An 18,857-nucleotide genomic window follows, 5' to 3' on the forward strand; every position below is an offset into this window, starting at 1 on the left:
TTGGTTATCAAACTATTATTATTGTGGGATTAGTTGGTTATTTATCCATTAAAAATGGTGAGAAAATAGTTACAGAAATGATTAATAAATTGAGTCAAGAAATTGCTACTCAAGTTGCTCAAAATTTAGATTCTTATTTAGAATTGCCTCAACAAATTAATCAAAGTAATTTTAGGTTAATTAAAGCTAATTTTCTCAATTTAGATAATCTTCAATCATGGGAATTTCATTTATGGCAACAGATACAAGACTATCCAAATATCGCTTTTATTGCAGTAGTAAATCCTAAGGGAGAATATCGTGCTGGAGATAGGTTAGAGAATAATCAATTTACTATTAATAGGGTTTTGCCTGAAAATCATTTTACTTTTGAGTCTTTTAATACTAACGATAAAGGAGAAAAAATCAATCTTTTTCAAAGTCTTCCTCATAAAGATATTCGAGAGCAAATATGGTATAAAAATGCTGTTATCAACGGTAAAGCTATTTGGAGTGATTTACATATTTCTTATTTAGAACCTTTATTATTAATTTCTAATTTACGACCTATTGATATCAATAACGATGGTTCATTTGATGGTTTTTTAAATACTACCATTAAACTGGATCAAATTAGTGATTTTTTAAGTAATTTAAAACTTAGTCAATCCTCTCAAGTGTTTATTGTTAATAATCGAGGAGAATTAATTGCCAATTCCACAAGAGAATTACCTTTTAATCCTACTGACAAAACTTTATTATTAGCTAATCATAGTCAAGATAAATTAACTCAATTTATAGCAGAATCTTTAACTACTAAAATAGGTAACTTTCAAAATATTAAAAATCAGAATAATTTTATCTTTCCTCTCCATCAAGAAAATTATTTTACCGAAGTAATTCACTATCAACATTATTTAGGTTTAGATTGGTTTGTGGTTGTTGTTATACCTCAATCTGATTTTATGGCTCAAATTAATGCTAATACTAAAACTACTATTTTTCTTTGTATTTTAGGTTTATTAATTGCTATTTTTACTACTATTTTTATCTCTCGTTGGTTAGCTAAACCTATTCAAGAATTAGCCTTCGCTAGTGATAGGTTTTCTCAAGGCAATTTAACTACCAGAGTTAAAATTCAAGGGGTAAAAGAATTAACTAATTTATCTCAATCATTTAATTATATGGCTGAAAAATTATTGACTTCTTTACAATCTTTAGAAAAGGTTAATAATGACTTAGAAAATAGAGTTTTAGAGCGCACTCAACAACTAACGGAAGCGAAAAATAAAGCTGAAGTTGCTAACCAAGCCAAAAGCACTTTTTTAGCTAATATGAGTCATGAATTACGCACCCCTTTAAATGCCATTCTTGGTTTTGCTCAATTAATGATGCGATCGCCAATATTACCACCCCAAGACAAGGAAAAAATTAGTATTATTAATCGTAGTGGTGAATATTTATTAACTTTAATCAATAATGTCTTAGATTTAGCTAAAATAGAAGCTGGAAAAACCACCTTTAATCCTCATAAATTTGACCTTTATCACCTCTTAGAAGACTTAGAAGACTTTTTAAAACTAAACGCCGAACAAAGGGGGTTACAGCTTATTTTCGAGGGGCATCAAGACATCCCAAGATACATCGAGACAGACTCTGTTAAATTGAGACAGGTATTAATTAATCTTCTTAGTAATGCTTTAAAATTCACCAAAGAAGGAGGGGTAAATGTTTTTGTCACTTCAAGTAATTATCATATAAACACTGAAGAAAAAATAGATGATAACATAGAGAAAATTAACCTTATTTTTGAAATTAGTGATACAGGTGCGGGAATACCAGAAAATGAGGTAGAAAATTTATTTAAAGCCTTTTATCAAACTGATACAGGTAAAAATATCCAAGAAGGCACTGGTTTAGGTTTAGTAATTAGTCGCCAATTTATCAAATTAATGGGGGGAGACATTACGGTTAAAAGTGAAGTAGGAGTAGGTACAACATTTATATTTAACATAGTTGTCACAAAAGTTGATCCCCTAGGGATAGAAAAAGAATCTATAATTAGTAGAGTGATTGGCTTACAACCCCATGAAATTAAATATCGTATTCTCGTGGTAGATGACAAAGAAGTAAACTGTCAATTATTGAATAGCCTATTAACACCAATTGGTTTTGAAGTGCAAGAAGCATATAATGGACAACAAGCTGTTCAAATTTGGGAAGAATGCAAACCTCACCCAATTTTAAGGGATAGGCGAATGCTTGTGATGGATGGATACGAGCAAACCAAAGCTATTAAAAGAAAAATTAAAGGAAATGCTACCGCCGTTATTGCCTTAACTGCCAGTGTGTTAGAAGAAGAAAAAGTGATTTGTTTATCGGCAGGATGTGATGACTTTTTACGCAAACCTTTTCGACAGGAAGCCATTTTCAATGCTATAGGAAAACACTTAGGTGTAAAATACCTCTATGAAGCAGATACAGAAATTACTGTCAGTAAAAATACTGATAATTTAAGTCCAAAAAGCCTCGCTGTAATGTCTCAAACATGGTTACAAGAAATTTATCAAGCAACATTAATTTTAGATGAGGATAAAATTTTGAGTTTAATAGCTGAAATTCCTAATCAATATTCGAACTTAGCTAATAGTTTACAAGCCTTAGTTAACAATTTTCAATTAGAAGAAATTACTAACTTAATTGATAGTATTAATCAAAAATAAAGATAGTTCTATTTTAGAATACAATAAATTATTATCATTTTAAACTTATGAATATTATTAATAATAAAGGAGATATTTTAATAGTAGATGATTTACCAGATAATTTAAGAGTACTTTCTCAAATTTTGATGGAAAAAAATTATCAAGTTAGAAAAGCAATTAACGGTAAAACAGCAATTCGAGCGGCACAATTATCAATTCCAGATCTGATTCTTTTAGACATAAAAATGCCTGAAATGGACGGTTATCAAGTTTGCCAACAATTAAAATTAAATGATTTAACTAAAGAAATACCGATTATTTTTATTAGTGCCTTAGATGATACTCTCGATAAAATAAAAGCCTTTGAAGTAGGAGGAGTTGACTATATAACTAAACCCTTTCAAGTAGAAGAAGTCGTTGCTAGAATTGAAAGTCAATTAACCATTCAGCGGCAAAAAAAACAACTTCAAAAAGAAATTGAACAGCGCAAATATACAGAAGAAATTTTACATCAATCACGGGCTGTATTGTCAAGTGTATTAAATAGCTCTCTTGATGGTATTGGGGCAGTAGAAGCCGTAAGAGACAATGAAAGTGGTAATATAATTGATTTTCGTTGTTTAATTGTTAATCCTGTAATTGCGAGAGTGTTTGGCAAAAATAAATCAGATTTAATCGGTAAAATGGGTGTAAAAACAATTATTAATAAAATTGATCCCCAATTATTTAATCAACTAATAAAAGTAATAGAAACAGGAAAACCTTTAACGGAAGATTTTTATTGTCAATGTGATTCTTTAAAATATTGGTTTCATTTTATCGCTGTAAAATTAGGGGATGGTTTTGCCGTTACTGTCAAAAATATTACGGAACGTAAGGAAACAGAATTAGAGCTAAAAAAAATTAATCAAGACTTAGAAATTTTTTCCTATAGTATTGCCCATGATTTGCGTAATTATATAAATAATATTAATGTAGCTGTTTCTTTACTTGAGGATGAAATTAATGATAATGCAAGGGAAAATGAAAAAGAATTAATGGAGATAATCAGCGTATCTTGTCAGAGAACTATTAATCTTTTAGAAGGCATTACCGAACTATCAAAGTTAAAATATGAATCTCTTAAAATTACCTCTTTTAATCTCTCTAAATTAGTGGGAGATATTTTGAAATATTTAACTAAAAATAACCCTGAAAGAAATATTAAAATTAACATTCAACAAGATGTTTTCGCTACTGCTGATCCTAATTTATTAAATGTTTCCCTCGAAAATTTACTAAAAAATGCGTGGAAATACACACAAAAAAATGAAGAGACTATTATTGAATTTGGAGAAATCAAATACGAAGAAAAAATTTGGGCAGAAAAAATAAAATTAGCCAACATTCCTTTATCTAAATTAAAACAAAAAACAATTTACTTTATCAAAGATAATGGCATCGGTTTTGATAGTAATAATTGTGAAGAGTTATTTATTCCTTTCAAAAAACTACATAAAAATAAAGATTTTGAAGGCACAGGAATTGGCTTATCTATTGTTTATCGTATTATCGAACTTCATGATGGTATAATTTGGGCAGAATCTCAGATAAATCAAGGTGCTACTTTCTATTTTATTCTTAATCATGAATAATTATTATATTTCACCTGACAAATTTATCTTACGATAAGATAAACCGCTTTTATTTATTATCAATTAGGCAATGGGTAATGGGTAATAGGCAATAGGCGATAAAAGAATGATGATATGATAGAATTTTGATCTTTTGTAAATAAAGTAAATAATTATGTCTGTATTGGCAGCGATCGCAGTTTTAGGTATTTTAATTGTAGTTCACGAATTAGGGCATTTTGGTGCGGCAAGGTTACAAGGTATTCGTGTTAATAAATTTTCCATTGGTTTTGGACCAGTATTAGCAAAGTATGACGGAAAAGATACAGAATACGCCTTAAGGGCTTTTCCTTTAGGTGGTTATGTGGGTATTCCTGATGATGATCCTGATAGTAATATACCGTTAGATGATCCTGATTTACTGCGTAATCGTCCTGTTTTTGACCGTGCGATCGTTATCAGTGCAGGGGTAATCGCTAACCTAATTTTTGCATACTTTTTATTAGTTAGTCAAGCGGTAATAGTAGGGATACAAGATATAAATTATCAACCAGGAGTATTAATACCCCAAATTCTCACAGAAGAAACTTCTCCTGCCTCCAAAGCCGGTTTACAAAACGGTGATGTAATTTTAGCTATCAATAATCAAATTTTTCCTGCCGATGAAAACTCTATGGAATCTTTGAGAAAAACCATTCAAGACTCCCCCCTTCAGAGTTTAAACTTTACTGTAAAAAGAGGAGAAGATACCTTTAACGTTGCCATAACTCCAGAATTAGGCGACAATGGCAAAGGAAAAATAGGAGTAATGTTAGCGCCTAACGGAGAGTTAATTAAACGCCGTCCCCATGATATTATGGAAGCCTTTACCGTCGGAGCTGAACAATTTGAACGTTATACCAAACTTACATTACAAGGTTTTGGGCAATTAATCAGTAATTTTCAAGAAAGCGCTAAACAAGTAGCAGGTCCGATTGCGATCGTAGCCGTAGGTGCAGAATTAGCAAAAAATGATTTAGGAAACTTATTTCAATTTGGGGCCTTAATCAGCATTAACCTTGCTATTATAAATATCTTACCTTTACCAGCTCTTGACGGTGGCCAATTAGCTTTTTTAGCCATAGAAGGAATTTTCGGTAAACCACTACCCAACAAACTACAAGAAGGAATTATGCAAACAGGCTTAGTCTTATTACTCGGTTTAGGTATTTTCTTAATCCTCCGAGACACTGCAAATCTAGCTTTTTTTCAACAGTTTTTCCCTGAATAAAAAACGGTATAAAAATTAAGATCATTAGACTTCTCCAATAATAAAATAAACGCTGTTAACTATTTTGCAGACTTTGAGATATATTTAGGAGGTAATGAAAAATTGTTCTAGTGAGGGTTGCAAGAGGCAAACGTTTTGAAGCCGGAAGACAATCTCTTAAATCAAGTTTGTAGTGATGGATGCGCACCACTTAACCCTTACCAAGAATAATATTGAGGATATACGGGTAAACGTGGTTTTAATTTCCAACCTGCTTTTTGGAGAATTTTAGTGAGAATTTCGAGGTTTTGATGATGATAATCTGGGTTTACTTCATCTTTTGGCACAATTCCCCCTAAATCTCTCACCCCTAACTCTAAACATTTTAATAAAGTTTCTTCGCTATCGATTAAATTTGGTGGTATTTGTAAAGTTATTGTTTCTGGTAAAATATCACGAGCAATGGCAATTATTTCTAATATTTCTCCCTGACTCAGAGATTCTTCTTGTAACTTTTCCTTTGAACCTTTAACATAGGGTTGTAATATCACTTCTTGAATATGCCCCCATTTTCCTTGTATTTTAGCGATCGCCCTTAAACTTTCCATTCGATCCTCTAAAGTCTCACCAATTCCTAAAAGAATGCCTGTAGTGAAAGGAATTTTAAGCATACCAGCCCACTCTAATTGTTGTAATCTGATTTCAGGAATTTTTGTAGGTGCATGACGATGAACCGTATTTAATAGATTAGGAGTTAACTGCTCTAACATCAATCCCATAGAAACATTAACTTCCTTCAACAAAGACATCTCCTCAAAACTCAAAACTCCAGCATTAGCATGAGGAAAAAAACCCATAGATAAAGCTAATTTTCCTAAATCATAAATTCTTTGTATCCATGGCTTTCTTCTAGTGGATTTCGGGTGAATTTCGCCACTTAAAATTAATATTTCAGTAATTCCTTTTCCTTCAAGATTGGCTAAAACATTTTTAGCTTCATCTAATTCTAACCAACTACTTTGATGAGGATCAGTTCTGAAATTACAATAAGTACAACGATTAAAACACTCATAAGTTGGCACAATAGTAAATGCTGGACTATAGGTAATTATTTTAGACATTTTTGAGTATTAATTGCTAACTAAATGTTAACAAAAGGCAATCTGATTTAAACTAATAATTGACGGCGTTTTTGTTCAAATTCATATTCCGAAATTAAACCTTCTTGACGCAATTTTTCTAACTCTCTTAATGCTGTGGCAATTTCCGTTACTTGTTGGGGATTTGCTGTTAAATTTTCCGTTTCTGAAGTTAAACTAGAATTAAAACGAACATTAAAAAATTCTTGATCTTGAATTAAATATAATACTGTATCTACTGCACAAGCAATACGTCCCATAGGGCTTTGCCAACTAATAAGTAGGTAAATCACACCCCAAAGAGGTTGCCTTAAATAAAATTTATGTAATCCAACTAAAGGGGTAATAGTGCCGATAAGAGCTAAAATAACAGTAAATATTCTTTTCTTTGGTTGATTTAAAAAACTGATAGATTTAGATACCATAGTGATTCAAGGTTACGGAAATCCGTATTTTGAAGATAATGTGAATAATTTTATAATTAGTCAAAGATAAAATTTTAAAAATTTATTTCATATAATAAACATATAATCGAAAAATGGGGGCAAAATGGGATTTTTTGATTCAGAAGTCGTGCAACAAGAAGCTAAACAATTATTTGAAGATTATCATTCTTTAACTCAACTTGGTAGTGAATTTGGTAAATTTGATCGAGAAGGGAAAAAAATCTTTATCGAAAAAATGGAAAATATGATGGAACGGTATCGTATTTTTATGAAAAGATTTGAGTTATCTGAAGATTTTATGGCTAAAATGACCATTGAACAACTTAAAACCCAATTAAATCAATTTGGAACTACACCAGAACAAATGTTCCAGCAAATGCACATAACTTTAGAGAGAATGAAAAGAGAAATTTCATGAAAGAGGAGGATAAACCTATTTAAAAAGTTCGGTTTTACTTAACCATGAAAATTAACAAACTTGGTACATTGAAAATTATCAATATTAGATTAATCACTTATATATAAAATAATATTTGAGGAAGAAAAACCGTGAATTATAAAGAGAATCGTCGCAACAAATATTTTAATCAACCAGAAGATAATAATCATTTTTTAGATTATCTTCAATCTCTCACTCCGGAAACTATTAGTCAACTTTCTCAACCTCAATCTCAAGAAGTATTTCAAGTAATGGAACGAAATATTATGGGAATGTTGGGAACTTTACCCGCAGAACATTTTGGTGTTATGATTAGTACCAATCGAGAAAATTTAGGCAGATTATTAGCTTCAGCAATGATGAGCGGTTATTTTCTCAGAAATGCGGAGCAAAGAATGGACTTTGAAAAGGCTTTATCTACTGGGGAAGATTACCAAGATAGCAATAATTTTTAAGGATAAATTAGGTAACACAAAAGAGGGGAGAATAGGTATCATTCGTAAAAAAATTATTCGGTACAATACCTATTTTACAATACCAATTCCTAATTCCTAACTCCTAATTCCTAACTCCTAACTCCTAACTCCTAACTCCTAATTCCTAATTCCTAACTCCTAACTCCTAATTCCTAATTCCTAACTCCTAATTCCTAATTCCTAACTAATCGCTAACTCATAACGGCTGGTTAGTTTGTCTAACTGTTGTAATAAAAGACTTAGGAACAAGCCAACATCGGTGACAATCCCCACAGATTCGACCGAACCACGATCGCTTAATTTTGTAACCACCGCTGGGTTAATGTCAACACAAACCATTTTTACTCCTGCTGGTGTCATATTGCCAACACCAATAGAATGCAGCATACTAGAAAGCATAAGAATCATATCTGTACCTTTTAGCAGACGTGAATATTCCTCTTGTGCTTTAATTAAATCCATATAAGTGTCAGGTAAAGGACCATCATCACGAATTGAACCTGCTAAACAGAAAGGAATATTATTTTTAACACATTCATACATAATTCCTTTTGTTATCAGTCCTTGATTTACTGCTTCAGCAATGCTACCGGCACGACGAACAGCATTGATTACTTTGAGGTGATGTCGATGACCACCCCTTACCGGGATTCCTTTACGCATATCTACCCCTAATGATGTTCCCATCATCGATTGTTCCATATCATGAACAGCGATGGCATTACCCCCAAGTAAACACTGTACATAACCATTACGAATGAGGCGAGAAAGATGTTCAGAACCACCAGTATGGATAACTACAGGTCCAGCTACAACGGCAACTTTACCCCCTTGATCTCGGATATGACGCATTTCCCATGCAATCTGTTCTACTAACAATTCTACACGACGCTCACTAGAAACACCACCACTCATGAAACTAAATTCTTGGGGTTGATTACGTTGTTCCCTTGATTTAGGCGATCGCACGGTACGAATCCCATCAACTCCTACAACTACTTTTTCTCCTACTTCTAAATCACGCAAAAGTTTACAAGTAGCCGTGACACCCTCTTGATGTTCTTCAATGACGATCGCGCCATCCATGCGTTGCTTAGTAACTCTTTCCCAATAACCGTTAATTCTAACTTCTGTAGGGTAGATAGTGGTTACATAAAAATCATCGGGAGAAACCCCTGCTTTAATAACCGTTTCAAGGTTTGCATCAGATTCTTTTTCGGGAGTAGAAACAGCCCCCAAATCAATCAAAAGACTGATAATATCTTCCATAACTTGCACAGAAGGAGCAGAAATACGCACTTCGGCAGTAGAAGGACTTTGTCTTTCAACACCTAAATCAAAATTAATAACTTTGAAACTACCACCTTCTTTGACAACTACATCTAAAGCACGATTCATTAAACCACTATCAAGTAAATGCCCTTCCATTTTAATCACACGACTGGTAACAGTGACATTTGCATGAACATCGTCTAAAATCGGTTCAGTCACTCTTAAGGTAAGACATTTCGCTGCACCACCTGCTTTTAAAAATTCTGTTAAAGGAGTCTGAATAACTTTAAAGCCTTTTTCAGTAATACGTTGTTCTAAATCAGGAGTGATTTTATTCATGATCACCACATCATTAATATTAACAGTATTACAAGCAAAATTAACAGCATCAGCTTCCTCTACAATAATCCGTTTTTCTTCTGGTACACGCATTTCAATTAAACCATTAGAATAACTGTCAAAAGCCGACGGATAATAAAGCAAATAACCATCAGTTAAAGGGCAGAAACAAGTATCTAAATGATAAAAACGGTTATCAATTAAGCGTAAAGATAAAACTTCCGTATCCAACCATTTAGCCAAATATGGATGAGAGTCTAATTCGGAGCGAAAACCATAACCTGCCCATAACCAACGCCCTTCTCTGTCAAATAAAGCATCTCCTGCGCCTTCAAAAGGTAAATCTTTCGGTAATTCATAGACATTAAAGCCGTTTTCTTCAAACCACTGTTTAAAAAATGGTTCTTCTCCTTGTCTTTCTGGGTGATAAAAGCGACTTAAAACCACATTATCCCCCAGCACTAAACCGGCATTAGCGGTAAAAACCATGTCAGGAACGCCTTTTTGGGGGGTAACTAAATCCACAATAGCGTATTCTTTGATAATGTGATAGAGTTTTTCCCATTGTTCTACTGCACGTTCTTGACTAGATTTATGTATATTACCTTCCATCCAAGGATTAATCACATAATCAACGTCATAGTGATCAGGCGCACACATGAGAATGCGAATATCTTGAGTCATAATAATAAATTATTTACTATAAAATTTAATTGGCTAATAGTGTCTTTACCATAATTTTTGCCAACATTCCATTATAACTTGATATTGTAGGTACTTTTACCATAAAAGTTGATATGTCTATAAATGATAACCTAACGTCATCAATTTGCACCTAAAACATAAATTATCAGTTAGGGTAGCGGATTTAGGAAAATTATCTAGCCCTTACCTTAACCAATTTTAGATTGAACTTAAGTCGATTTAACAGTGGTAAGGTATGATTGAGAATGTAAAGTTTTATTGAGTATCATTCATGGTTGCAACTCCTACCAAATTAAATTACGATATTAAGGACATTACTATAGCTAGTGTTGGTCGTCAAAGAATCCAATGGGCGGCAAGAGAAATGCCTGTTTTAGCCCAAATTACCGAACGTTTTGCCAAAGAAAAACCTTTTGCAGGTATTCGTTTAGTCGCTTGTTGTCATGTTACTACTGAAACCGCCAATTTGGCCATCGCCCTTCAAGCTGGGGGTGCAGATGCGGTATTAATCGCTAGTAACCCTCTTTCTACCCAAGATGACGTTGCCGCTTGTTTAGTCAATGACTACGGTATCCCCGTTTTTGCCATCAAAGGTGAAGATAACGCTACTTATCATCGTCATGTACAAACTGCATTAGATCATAAACCTAACATTATTATTGATGATGGTTCTGACGTAGTAGTAACTTTAGTGAAAGAAAGACAACATCAATTAAGTGACTTAATCGGCTCAACAGAAGAAACCACTACGGGAATTGTGCGTTTAGAAGCCATGTTTAAGGCTGGTGTTTTAACTTTCCCCGCTATGAATGTGAATGATGCTGAAACTAAACACTTCTTCGATAACCGTTATGGTACAGGACAATCTACCCTTGACGGTATCATTCGAGCAACCAATGTACTTTTAGCCGGTAAAAACCTCGTAGTTGCAGGTTACGGATGGTGTGGCAAAGGTGTGGCTATGCGAGCTCGTGGTTTAGGCGCAAATGTTATCGTCACTGAAATCAATCCCGTTAAAGCTATTGAAGCGGCAATGGATGGTTTTCGTGTTATGCCTATGAGTGAAGCAGCTAGTATCGGTGATGTTTTTGTAACCGTTACGGGCAATAAACATATTATTCGTGAAGAACATTTTGTCGTCATGAAAGATGGTGCAATAGTTTGTAATTCTGGTCACTTCGACTTAGAAATTGACTTAGAAACCTTAAAAGCGATGTCTTCGGAAGTAAAAGAAGTGCGTAACTTTACCCAACAATATTTACTCAAAAGTGGTAAATCAGTAATTGTATTAGGTGAAGGACGTTTAGTTAACTTAGCGGCCGCTGAAGGACATCCTAGCGCAGTTATGGACATGAGTTTTGCGAATCAAGCCTTAGCTTGTGAATATTTGGTCAAAAATCAGGGTAGTTTAAAACCCGGTATCCATTCCATACCCACAGAAGTTGATCAAGAAATTGCTCGTTTGAAATTACAAGGTATGGGTATTACTATTGATACTCTTACACCTAGTCAAATTGACTACATGAATTCTTGGACTGTAGGAACGTAATTTCCTAAGTAATTGTTCATCAGTAGTTGATCGTTAATAGTTCTATAAAATAGGTATTTTGCTTCGTAACTTATTTTGATTAACTATTAATTGTTCATTCTTCATTTTTAATATCAAGTTCGGATGATAACTTATAATAAAACTTTGCTTCTTTGCTCTCTCCCCTATTAGGAGCAATTTTTAGGGAGTTTGTTATAGTTATTTATTTAATCGAACCTGATATAACAAGGGGTTTAAACTCCTTGCTAATTCTTAATTTCTCAATGATTAAATTTATGTTTAAAAAATTGGCTGGTTTTTTGATATTCATTTTAACTTTAACTATTTTAGTTATACCTCATAACGCCATCGCAGCTAGTTCCAGTGCTGTAACATCAACTTTTGAAAGTAAAGACTTAAGTGCCGAAGATTTTTCAGGAAAAAACTTACAACTAGCAGAATTTACCAAAGTTAAGTTAGAAGGTGCCAATTTAAGTAATGCTGACTTACGCGGTAGTGTTTTTAATGGTGTTATGGCAGAAAATATTAATCTGTCAGGTGCTGATTTTACCAATGGTTTAGCTTATGTCACTAACTTTGACAATGCCGACTTAACAGATAGTATTTTACGAGAAGCTATCATGTTACGATCAACCTTTAATCACGCTAAAATTAAAGGTGCAGATTTTACTCAAGCGGTATTAGATAATCAACAAATCATCGAATTATGTAAATATGCCGATGGTATCAATTCTAAAACAGGTGCAAGTACTCGTCAATCATTAGGTTGTCCTTAATTTAAAATTAGATCTTTTGTTAAAATTTAATCGATATTACAACAGATCTTTTTAACTTCTTTATATTCAATGATTAAAGTATCAATATCGAACTTAAAAAAAAGGAAGTTAATCAGATGAAAAATTCGACTAAAATCACCTTAACAGTTGCTTTATTAAGTACTTTAGTTCTTGGTAACGTTGTCAAAGCTGTTAACACTACTCAAAAACAAGGAATTGTCGCTACAGTCAAAACACATACAAAAATTGTTCAAGTAGCCGAAGCCATTGACGGTGACGGTGAAGGTGAAACTAACGATGATATTAAAGAATCACAAGAATCTGCTCAATTAGAATCTTTAGCTAAAATTACTCCTCAACAAGCACAACAAGTCGCTGAAGAAGTCATCGGTAGTCAAGCTACGGCTGTAAGACTAGAAAATGAAGACGGAAATTTAGTTTATTCTGTTATTATCGGACAGAATGATGTCAAAATCGATGCAGGTAATGGTACATTTCTTTATTCCGATAACCCCAAAGCTGAAGTTAATGAAAAAAACCTTCCTTATAGCAGTATCCGTATTTCTGAGAGTATTAACGGAGATGGTGATGGTGAAACTAACGATGATCACTAAAAGTAATATTTTCTCGCTTTTAATTTTTTAAAAATGTAGAGAGTAAATATAGTGAAGAAGATATTAAATAGAGTTCCAGAGGTTACAATTCCTTTTTGGATTATTAAGGTTTTGGCTACTACGGTAGGAGAAACGGCGGCGGATTTTCTGTCCGTAACCCTGAATCTTGGTTTAAGTGTTACCTCTAATATTATGAGTTGCCTGTTATTGATTGTGCTTTTCAATCAGTTTAGGCTTAAACGTTATGTTCCTGTGAGTTACTGGATTGTAGTAGTTTTTACAAGTATAACAGGAACACTAATTACTGACAGATTGGTAGATGATCTTGACGTTAGTTTGGAAACAATAACTATAGTTTTTAGTATTATATTGTTAATAGTTTTTGTGCTTTGGTATGTAAATGAAAGGACATTAGCTATGCACTCCATTAACACAGCGAAAAGAGAGCTTTTTTACTGGGTAGCTATTTTATTTACTTTTGCCTTAGGCACAGCAACAGGAGATCTCCTTGCGGAGGCTTTAAAGCTAGGTTATGGACAATCAGCACTAATATTTGGTGCTTTAATTGCAGTAATAACGATCGGTTATTATTACTTCAAAATCAATTCCATTTTGGCTTTTTGGTTTGCATATATCTTGACTCGTCCACTGGGAGCATCTATTGGCGATTTACTCTCCCAACCTGTTACAAATGGTGGCTTTGGTTTAAGTACTGTTAGCACAAGTATGCTTTTTCTTTCAATAATTGTAAGCCTAGTTATTTATTTAAGTCTTAAGCAGAAGAAATCAGTATCATTGCCCATTGATGAACAAAACTGATTCAAAGATCGCCTTCTCGATAATATAAGAAAACAACAGGAGATTAACAAAGGTCAAACTGTTGCCTATTGGCAGTTTCCTGTTCTCTAGCTTCATGAAAACACTTTTTAAACAAACACTAAAATGAGCAAACTTCCACAAATAACAGCTTTTTTTTGGATTATGAAGATCTGTGCTACGACTTTAGGAGAAACCGCAGGAGATCTTTTTTCGATGACTTTAAATTTGGGCTACGGTGTTAGTTCGATTATTTTGATTGGACTGTTTTTAATTACTCTTGTAACTCAATTAATGTCGAAAAGTTATCACCCTTTACTTTATTGGATGGTTATTCTTTTAACTAGCACTGCTGGTACAACTATGTCTGATTTTATGGATCGGACTTTAGGATTAGGCTACGGTAAAGGTGCAATGATTTTGGTGGCTATTCTTTCTGTTATTCTTATATTCTGGCAATTTAATGTTGGAAGTTTATCTGTTACTAATGTCAAAACACCTAAAGTTGAGATATTTTATTGGAGTGCTATTTTAGTTTCTAATACTTTAGGTACTGCTTTAGGGGATTTTTTGGCGGATAGTTCGGGATTGAGATTTGCAGGAGGCGCATTTCTTATTTCTAGTTTACTTGCTTTAGTTTTGGGCACACATTATTTTACTTCTATTTCCAGTATCTTGTTATTTTGGGTTGCATTTGTCCTCACTCGTCCTTTTGGGGCAACTTTAGGAGATCTTCTCACTAAAACACACGAAAAAGGTGGACTCGATTATGGTACGATCGGTTCATCAATAGTTCTTTTATCAATACTTATAGTTTGTATTATATTTACTACTTATAAGCAGAAAAAACTAGCTGTGACAAAAATTCCTAATGATTAGAACTTAAATTCATGGGCAAACACACAGTAAAACAGCTACCTATTCCTAATTGACTGATGACTGTACTTGTACCGCCATGATTTTCAGTGATGGCTTTAACAATGGATAAGCCTAAGCCACATCCACCATGCCAATAGGATCGAGAAGTATCTGCTCTCCAAAATCGCTCAAAAATTTGCCCAAGATACTGTGACTCAATTCCCACTCCTGTATCTTGTATTTGTATCTCTATTAATGATCCCTTCCGCTTTCCTTTAATTTTAATTAATCCTCCTTCAGACGTATAGTGAAGGGCATTTTCAATTAAATTACTAAAGAGTCTTGACAGTTGCACCCTATCACCAATAATCAATAAAAGTTCATTCAATACTATTGTTAATTTAATATTTTTACTGGCACATTGACATTGATAAAGTATGCCTAATTCTTCCATAACTGTATTTAGGTTAACTTCTTCTTGTGATGAAAGATTGTTTTTTTCGCTTCTGGCTAATAACAGTAAATCTTCTGTTAAATGGGTTAATTGATAAGTGGCACTGGCGATCGCCTTAAAACTTTCTTGATCTGTTTCTCTCATACCTTCAGAATATTTTAAAGATACAGACACATTACTCTGAATAGCCATTAAAGGGCTGCGAAATTCATGGGAAGCATCGGCAGTAAACTGTTTTAAACGTTGAAAACTATCTTCAATGGGTATCATTGCCTGATTCGTTAAAAGAATACCACCAACACCACTAAAAACTAAAGCCACGACAATTCCGATTCCTAATCCCCAATCTAATTTTTCTAAAATTTCGTCTAATTCTGCTAAAGATTGACTAACTCGCAAATAACCAATTAACTTACCATTATCACTATCAATAATTGGTAACGTAACGGTTTGAATTTTCGATTTTCCTTCTTGAATTTGTCGAATATTGTCTTGAGAAAAAGGTAAATTAGTCATAATTTTTCCCTGTTGATATAGTATCTTTCCTTGAAGATTGAACCATTGCAACGATTGATGATGATTTAATAATGCCTCAACTCTAAAATCACTATCTATTTTTAATTGATTGTTTTCCCATTCTGCACTAGCGATGACACTTTGCCCCAAGACGATTAGTTTATCGATGATTTGTTGTTTCAAACTATGGGCAAAAAATAAACGAACTCCTAAAGAAAAAACACTTAAGATAGAAGCAAAAATGAGGAGATAAGATAATAGTAATCGGTAACGAATATTTTGAAACACTATCTCATTCCTGAGCAATAAACATCAAACGATAACCAATACCATACACCGTTTCAATAAAATTATCCGCACTACCTGCGGCTTTAAGTTTTCTGCGTAAATTGGTAATATGAGTTCTAACTGTTTCTTCACCTGATAAATCATCCAAATTCCAAAGTTTATCGAGAATTGCTGAACGACTTAACACTTGATGAGGATGTTTGATAAAATATTCTAAAATTAGGTATTCTTTCGGAGTTAAAGTAAGGGAATTTTCCCCATAATCTACTGTTTGACGACTAGAATCTAATCTTAAATCACCATAACTCAAAATAGAAGGAATAAATTCCGAATATCGGCGAGATAAAGCTCGAATTCTAGCAGATAATTCCTCCAATTTAAAGGGTTTAACTAAATAATCATCAGCACCAACATCTAAACCCATTACCTTATCTTCTGTGGTGTCTTTTGCCGTTAACATCAAAATCAATGCTTGATATTTCTCTTTTCGCAATCTTTTACACAAAGTTATGCCGTCTATTTTTGGCAACATTAAATCTAGTAAAATGACATCGTATTGGGAGGCTTGAGTATATTCCCATCCTTCAAGTCCATCTCTGGCTAAATCGACAGTATGATGTTGGTATCTTAAATCTTTAGCTAAAGGTTTAGCAATACGATCGTCATCTTCAACTATTAAAACTTTCATGAAACTAAATTAACTACAGACAAGTTATAAATGATTATTTGTAATAAATGCAATTACTATTTTAATAGTTCTTTATTAATTAAATCATCTAATCCGACGGAGATTAATAACTCCTGCCACTGTTGGGGCTGAGATTCTTTCACCGTAGCTACTAAAAATAATGTATCTTGCCAAATACCCTCATTCGCAAAAATTTGTGCTTGTTTAAGAGTATCTGAATTTGCTGATAGTTGGTTTTTTACATCCTCTGTCAGAGAAACTTTTTCAATAATTCCTTTAGTGTGATTACTCGTATTAATAAACATGGGATTGCAAACTAAAGATACTTCCCATTGATATTTTTTATCAGTTTCTAATTTAACCTTATCTGACACATTAATTTTTATAATACTATCATTTTCTGTTATATTTATTTCTTGGCTATCTAAATCTTTACCATTTTCTTCTCTAAGAATAAATTGAGCAAATTTAGCTTGAGTTGGAGGAATATAAATAAAAAATGCCGGTTGATTAGACACCGTTTTAATATAATTATCATTATTAGGTGTTAAAGCTTTAATTGGTAAACTACCTTGTACACAACCACCTCTTCTACCACCGGCGGCGGCACTTTGTGGATTTTCTCTTTTTGGGGCATCAGGAAATTGAATAGCATTTGCAGAAGGTATAAATATTTGTGTTAAAGGTATAACACCAACCAGAAAATAAAAAATGATTTTTGAAGGATAAAAGTTATACTTACGATTATTTTTTAACATAAATTTTCCTCAAATTGTGTAATTTTAATAATAAAAAAATAGGTAAAAAGAAATAAAGCTAATAATCTTTGTCTCAATAACTAAGTAAGCTAAATTAATTTTGGATTTTTCTTTTCTCAAATCCATAATAACAATAGAGTAACAAGGGGTTTAAAATTCTAGCCTTACCTTCCATTGCCTATATATAATTAATTTTGCATGAATACTTATCATTTTAGACTTAAATGAATTATTTTTTGTTCCTACTTTCATAAAAAAGAAAAATATAAGACAAGGAGGTGAATGAAATTTTAGAGTATTTTTAACTATCTTTATTTTGAAATAACAGGTAATTTTAATCAGTTACTTATTACTTACTGAAAAATCCGTATTTTTTACCCTCACTTCTTTTTTTAGCTCATTTAGGTGGAGAAGTCCATAATCCAATTTCAAATAAATCTCTTAATCCAGTTATTCCCTGTCCTATAAATAATAATAACGCTAAACAGTTTAAAATAATGTGAATATTACGCCATTTATTGGATTTATCTCGGTAAATATCCTCAATAATCGCCACAGAGAAAATCATTAATAAACAAACAATTACACCATAATAATAGTGTGACCAATACCATTGTTTTGTGTTATGATAAATAACTTCTTGACAACCTAAAATCACTACTCCCATACCGCTTAAAGTCGCAAAAATTCCTCGCCATAATTTCACCCTAGCACGAAATAAGAAGACAAAAGAAGCCATAGTAAAAATAAACATCAAAACTAAGAAGATAAACTGGAAAAAATTGGTTTGCCAAAGTTCTTCTTTAAGGATCTTTTTAGTAATAATAGGTTGTGCTAATCCCATTAATGTAACTATAATCACTGCTGTCGATAATAATTTGCCGATATTTACATGGTTTATACCTACAGAGGGAGCAATTTTACTTTTATCTCCCATTTTGATTTGTAATCTTCTTTGACGAGTTTCCCACGCAAAATAACAGACTATTCCCAACAAAGGAAAAACACTTACTATTACAAAAAAAGGATGAATTAAGAGGCTAAATTCTTCTGGTGTCATATTATTTTATTGATTAATTTTAATTTTAATTATCTTTAAATGTAGCTAACTTTTCTTGTAAAATCCTGAGTTTTTCCAAAAAATATTTTTCATAATTTTATTATATTTAGAGATAAAT

The 18,857-nt window shown here is 32.8% G+C and carries 17 protein-coding genes; 10 read left to right on the forward strand and 7 right to left on the reverse strand.

The features are described from left to right. The 3 genes from FWJ34_RS10160 to rseP form a co-directional block, all read left to right on the forward strand. On the forward strand, positions 1 to 2,702 hold a 2,702-nt coding region (locus tag FWJ34_RS10160), incomplete at its 5' end, for an ATP-binding protein (RefSeq protein ID WP_308255204.1). Positions 2,703 to 2,749: 47 nt separating this feature from the next. Next, positions 2,750 to 4,318 (forward strand): response regulator, encoded by a 1,569-nt coding sequence (locus tag FWJ34_RS10165; protein WP_308255205.1) that lies wholly within the window; start codon positions 2,750 to 2,752, stop codon positions 4,316 to 4,318. 154 nt (positions 4,319 to 4,472) lie between these two features. Beyond that, entirely contained in the window at positions 4,473 to 5,567 is a 1,095-nt protein-coding gene (rseP, locus tag FWJ34_RS10170; protein ID WP_308255206.1) for an RIP metalloprotease RseP, read from the forward strand. Between the two features lie 197 nt (positions 5,568 to 5,764). Here the strand turns inward: rseP and cofG are convergent, their stop codons facing one another. After that, positions 5,765 to 6,667 (reverse strand): 7,8-didemethyl-8-hydroxy-5-deazariboflavin synthase subunit CofG, encoded by a 903-nt coding sequence (gene cofG / locus FWJ34_RS10175; protein ID WP_308255207.1) that lies wholly within the window; start codon positions 6,665 to 6,667, stop codon positions 5,765 to 5,767. A gap of 47 nt (positions 6,668 to 6,714) precedes the next feature. Beyond that, positions 6,715 to 7,110: an NINE protein gene (locus tag FWJ34_RS10180; RefSeq protein WP_308255208.1), complete on the reverse strand. Its 396-nt coding sequence runs from the start codon at positions 7,108 to 7,110 to the stop codon at positions 6,715 to 6,717. Positions 7,111 to 7,234: 124 nt separating this feature from the next. Here FWJ34_RS10180 and FWJ34_RS10185 point away from each other — a divergent pair, with 124 nt between their 5' ends. Both FWJ34_RS10185 and FWJ34_RS10190 read left to right on the forward strand, forming a co-directional pair. After that, on the forward strand, positions 7,235 to 7,549 hold the full coding sequence (locus FWJ34_RS10185; protein WP_308255209.1) for a DUF1825 family protein: 315 nt from the start codon (positions 7,235 to 7,237) through the stop codon (positions 7,547 to 7,549). Positions 7,550 to 7,680: 131 nt separating this feature from the next. After that, a complete protein-coding gene (locus FWJ34_RS10190) occupies positions 7,681 to 8,025 on the forward strand; it encodes a DUF760 domain-containing protein (RefSeq protein ID WP_308255210.1) in 345 nt (114 codons plus the stop codon). A 201-nt stretch (positions 8,026 to 8,226) separates the two neighbouring features. On the opposite strand, the gene FWJ34_RS10195 is transcribed toward FWJ34_RS10190, so the two are convergent. Beyond that, positions 8,227 to 10,341: a TIGR00300 family protein gene (locus FWJ34_RS10195; protein WP_308255211.1), complete on the reverse strand. Its 2,115-nt coding sequence runs from the start codon at positions 10,339 to 10,341 to the stop codon at positions 8,227 to 8,229. A 292-nt stretch (positions 10,342 to 10,633) separates the two neighbouring features. Between FWJ34_RS10195 and ahcY the strand changes: the two genes are divergently transcribed. The 5 genes from ahcY to FWJ34_RS10220 all read left to right on the forward strand — a co-directional run bounded on the left by ahcY (position 10,634) and on the right by FWJ34_RS10220 (position 14,996). Next, positions 10,634 to 11,911 carry an adenosylhomocysteinase gene (gene ahcY / locus FWJ34_RS10200; RefSeq protein ID WP_308255212.1) on the forward strand — a complete coding sequence of 426 codons (1,278 nt, stop codon included), beginning with the start codon at positions 10,634 to 10,636 and terminating at the stop codon, positions 11,909 to 11,911. 275 nt (positions 11,912 to 12,186) lie between these two features. Continuing rightward, positions 12,187 to 12,687, forward strand: coding sequence for a pentapeptide repeat-containing protein (locus tag FWJ34_RS10205; RefSeq protein WP_308255213.1), 501 nt, complete (start codon positions 12,187 to 12,189; stop codon positions 12,685 to 12,687). 116 nt (positions 12,688 to 12,803) lie between these two features. Beyond that, positions 12,804 to 13,301 (forward strand): hypothetical protein, encoded by a 498-nt coding sequence (locus FWJ34_RS10210; RefSeq protein ID WP_308255214.1) that lies wholly within the window; start codon positions 12,804 to 12,806, stop codon positions 13,299 to 13,301. Between the two features lie 51 nt (positions 13,302 to 13,352). Beyond that, the gene (locus FWJ34_RS10215; protein WP_308255215.1) at positions 13,353 to 14,120 is read left to right on the forward strand and encodes a hypothetical protein; all 768 of its coding nucleotides are present in this window, start codon (positions 13,353 to 13,355) and stop codon (positions 14,118 to 14,120) included. A gap of 123 nt (positions 14,121 to 14,243) precedes the next feature. Next, entirely contained in the window at positions 14,244 to 14,996 is a 753-nt protein-coding gene (locus tag FWJ34_RS10220) for a hypothetical protein (protein ID WP_308255216.1), read from the forward strand. Here FWJ34_RS10220 and FWJ34_RS10225 read toward each other — a convergent pair. The 4 genes from FWJ34_RS10225 to FWJ34_RS10240 form a co-directional block, all read right to left on the reverse strand. Next, entirely contained in the window at positions 14,986 to 16,233 is a 1,248-nt protein-coding gene (locus tag FWJ34_RS10225) for a HAMP domain-containing histidine kinase (RefSeq protein WP_308255217.1), read from the reverse strand. The genes FWJ34_RS10220 and FWJ34_RS10225 overlap by 11 nt on opposite strands. A gap of 4 nt (positions 16,234 to 16,237) precedes the next feature. Continuing rightward, positions 16,238 to 16,921: a response regulator transcription factor gene (locus FWJ34_RS10230; RefSeq protein ID WP_308255218.1), complete on the reverse strand. Its 684-nt coding sequence runs from the start codon at positions 16,919 to 16,921 to the stop codon at positions 16,238 to 16,240. Between the two features lie 56 nt (positions 16,922 to 16,977). Next, the gene (locus FWJ34_RS10235) at positions 16,978 to 17,679 is read right to left on the reverse strand and encodes a DUF928 domain-containing protein (RefSeq protein ID WP_308255219.1); all 702 of its coding nucleotides are present in this window, start codon (positions 17,677 to 17,679) and stop codon (positions 16,978 to 16,980) included. Between the two features lie 397 nt (positions 17,680 to 18,076). After that, a complete protein-coding gene (locus FWJ34_RS10240; RefSeq protein ID WP_308255220.1) occupies positions 18,077 to 18,739 on the reverse strand; it encodes a DUF4079 domain-containing protein in 663 nt (220 codons plus the stop codon). Positions 18,740 to 18,857 lie beyond the last annotated feature (118 nt).

Source organism: Geminocystis sp. GBBB08, assembly GCF_016743215.1.
Taxonomy (GTDB): Bacteria; Cyanobacteriota; Cyanobacteriia; order Cyanobacteriales; family Cyanobacteriaceae; genus Geminocystis.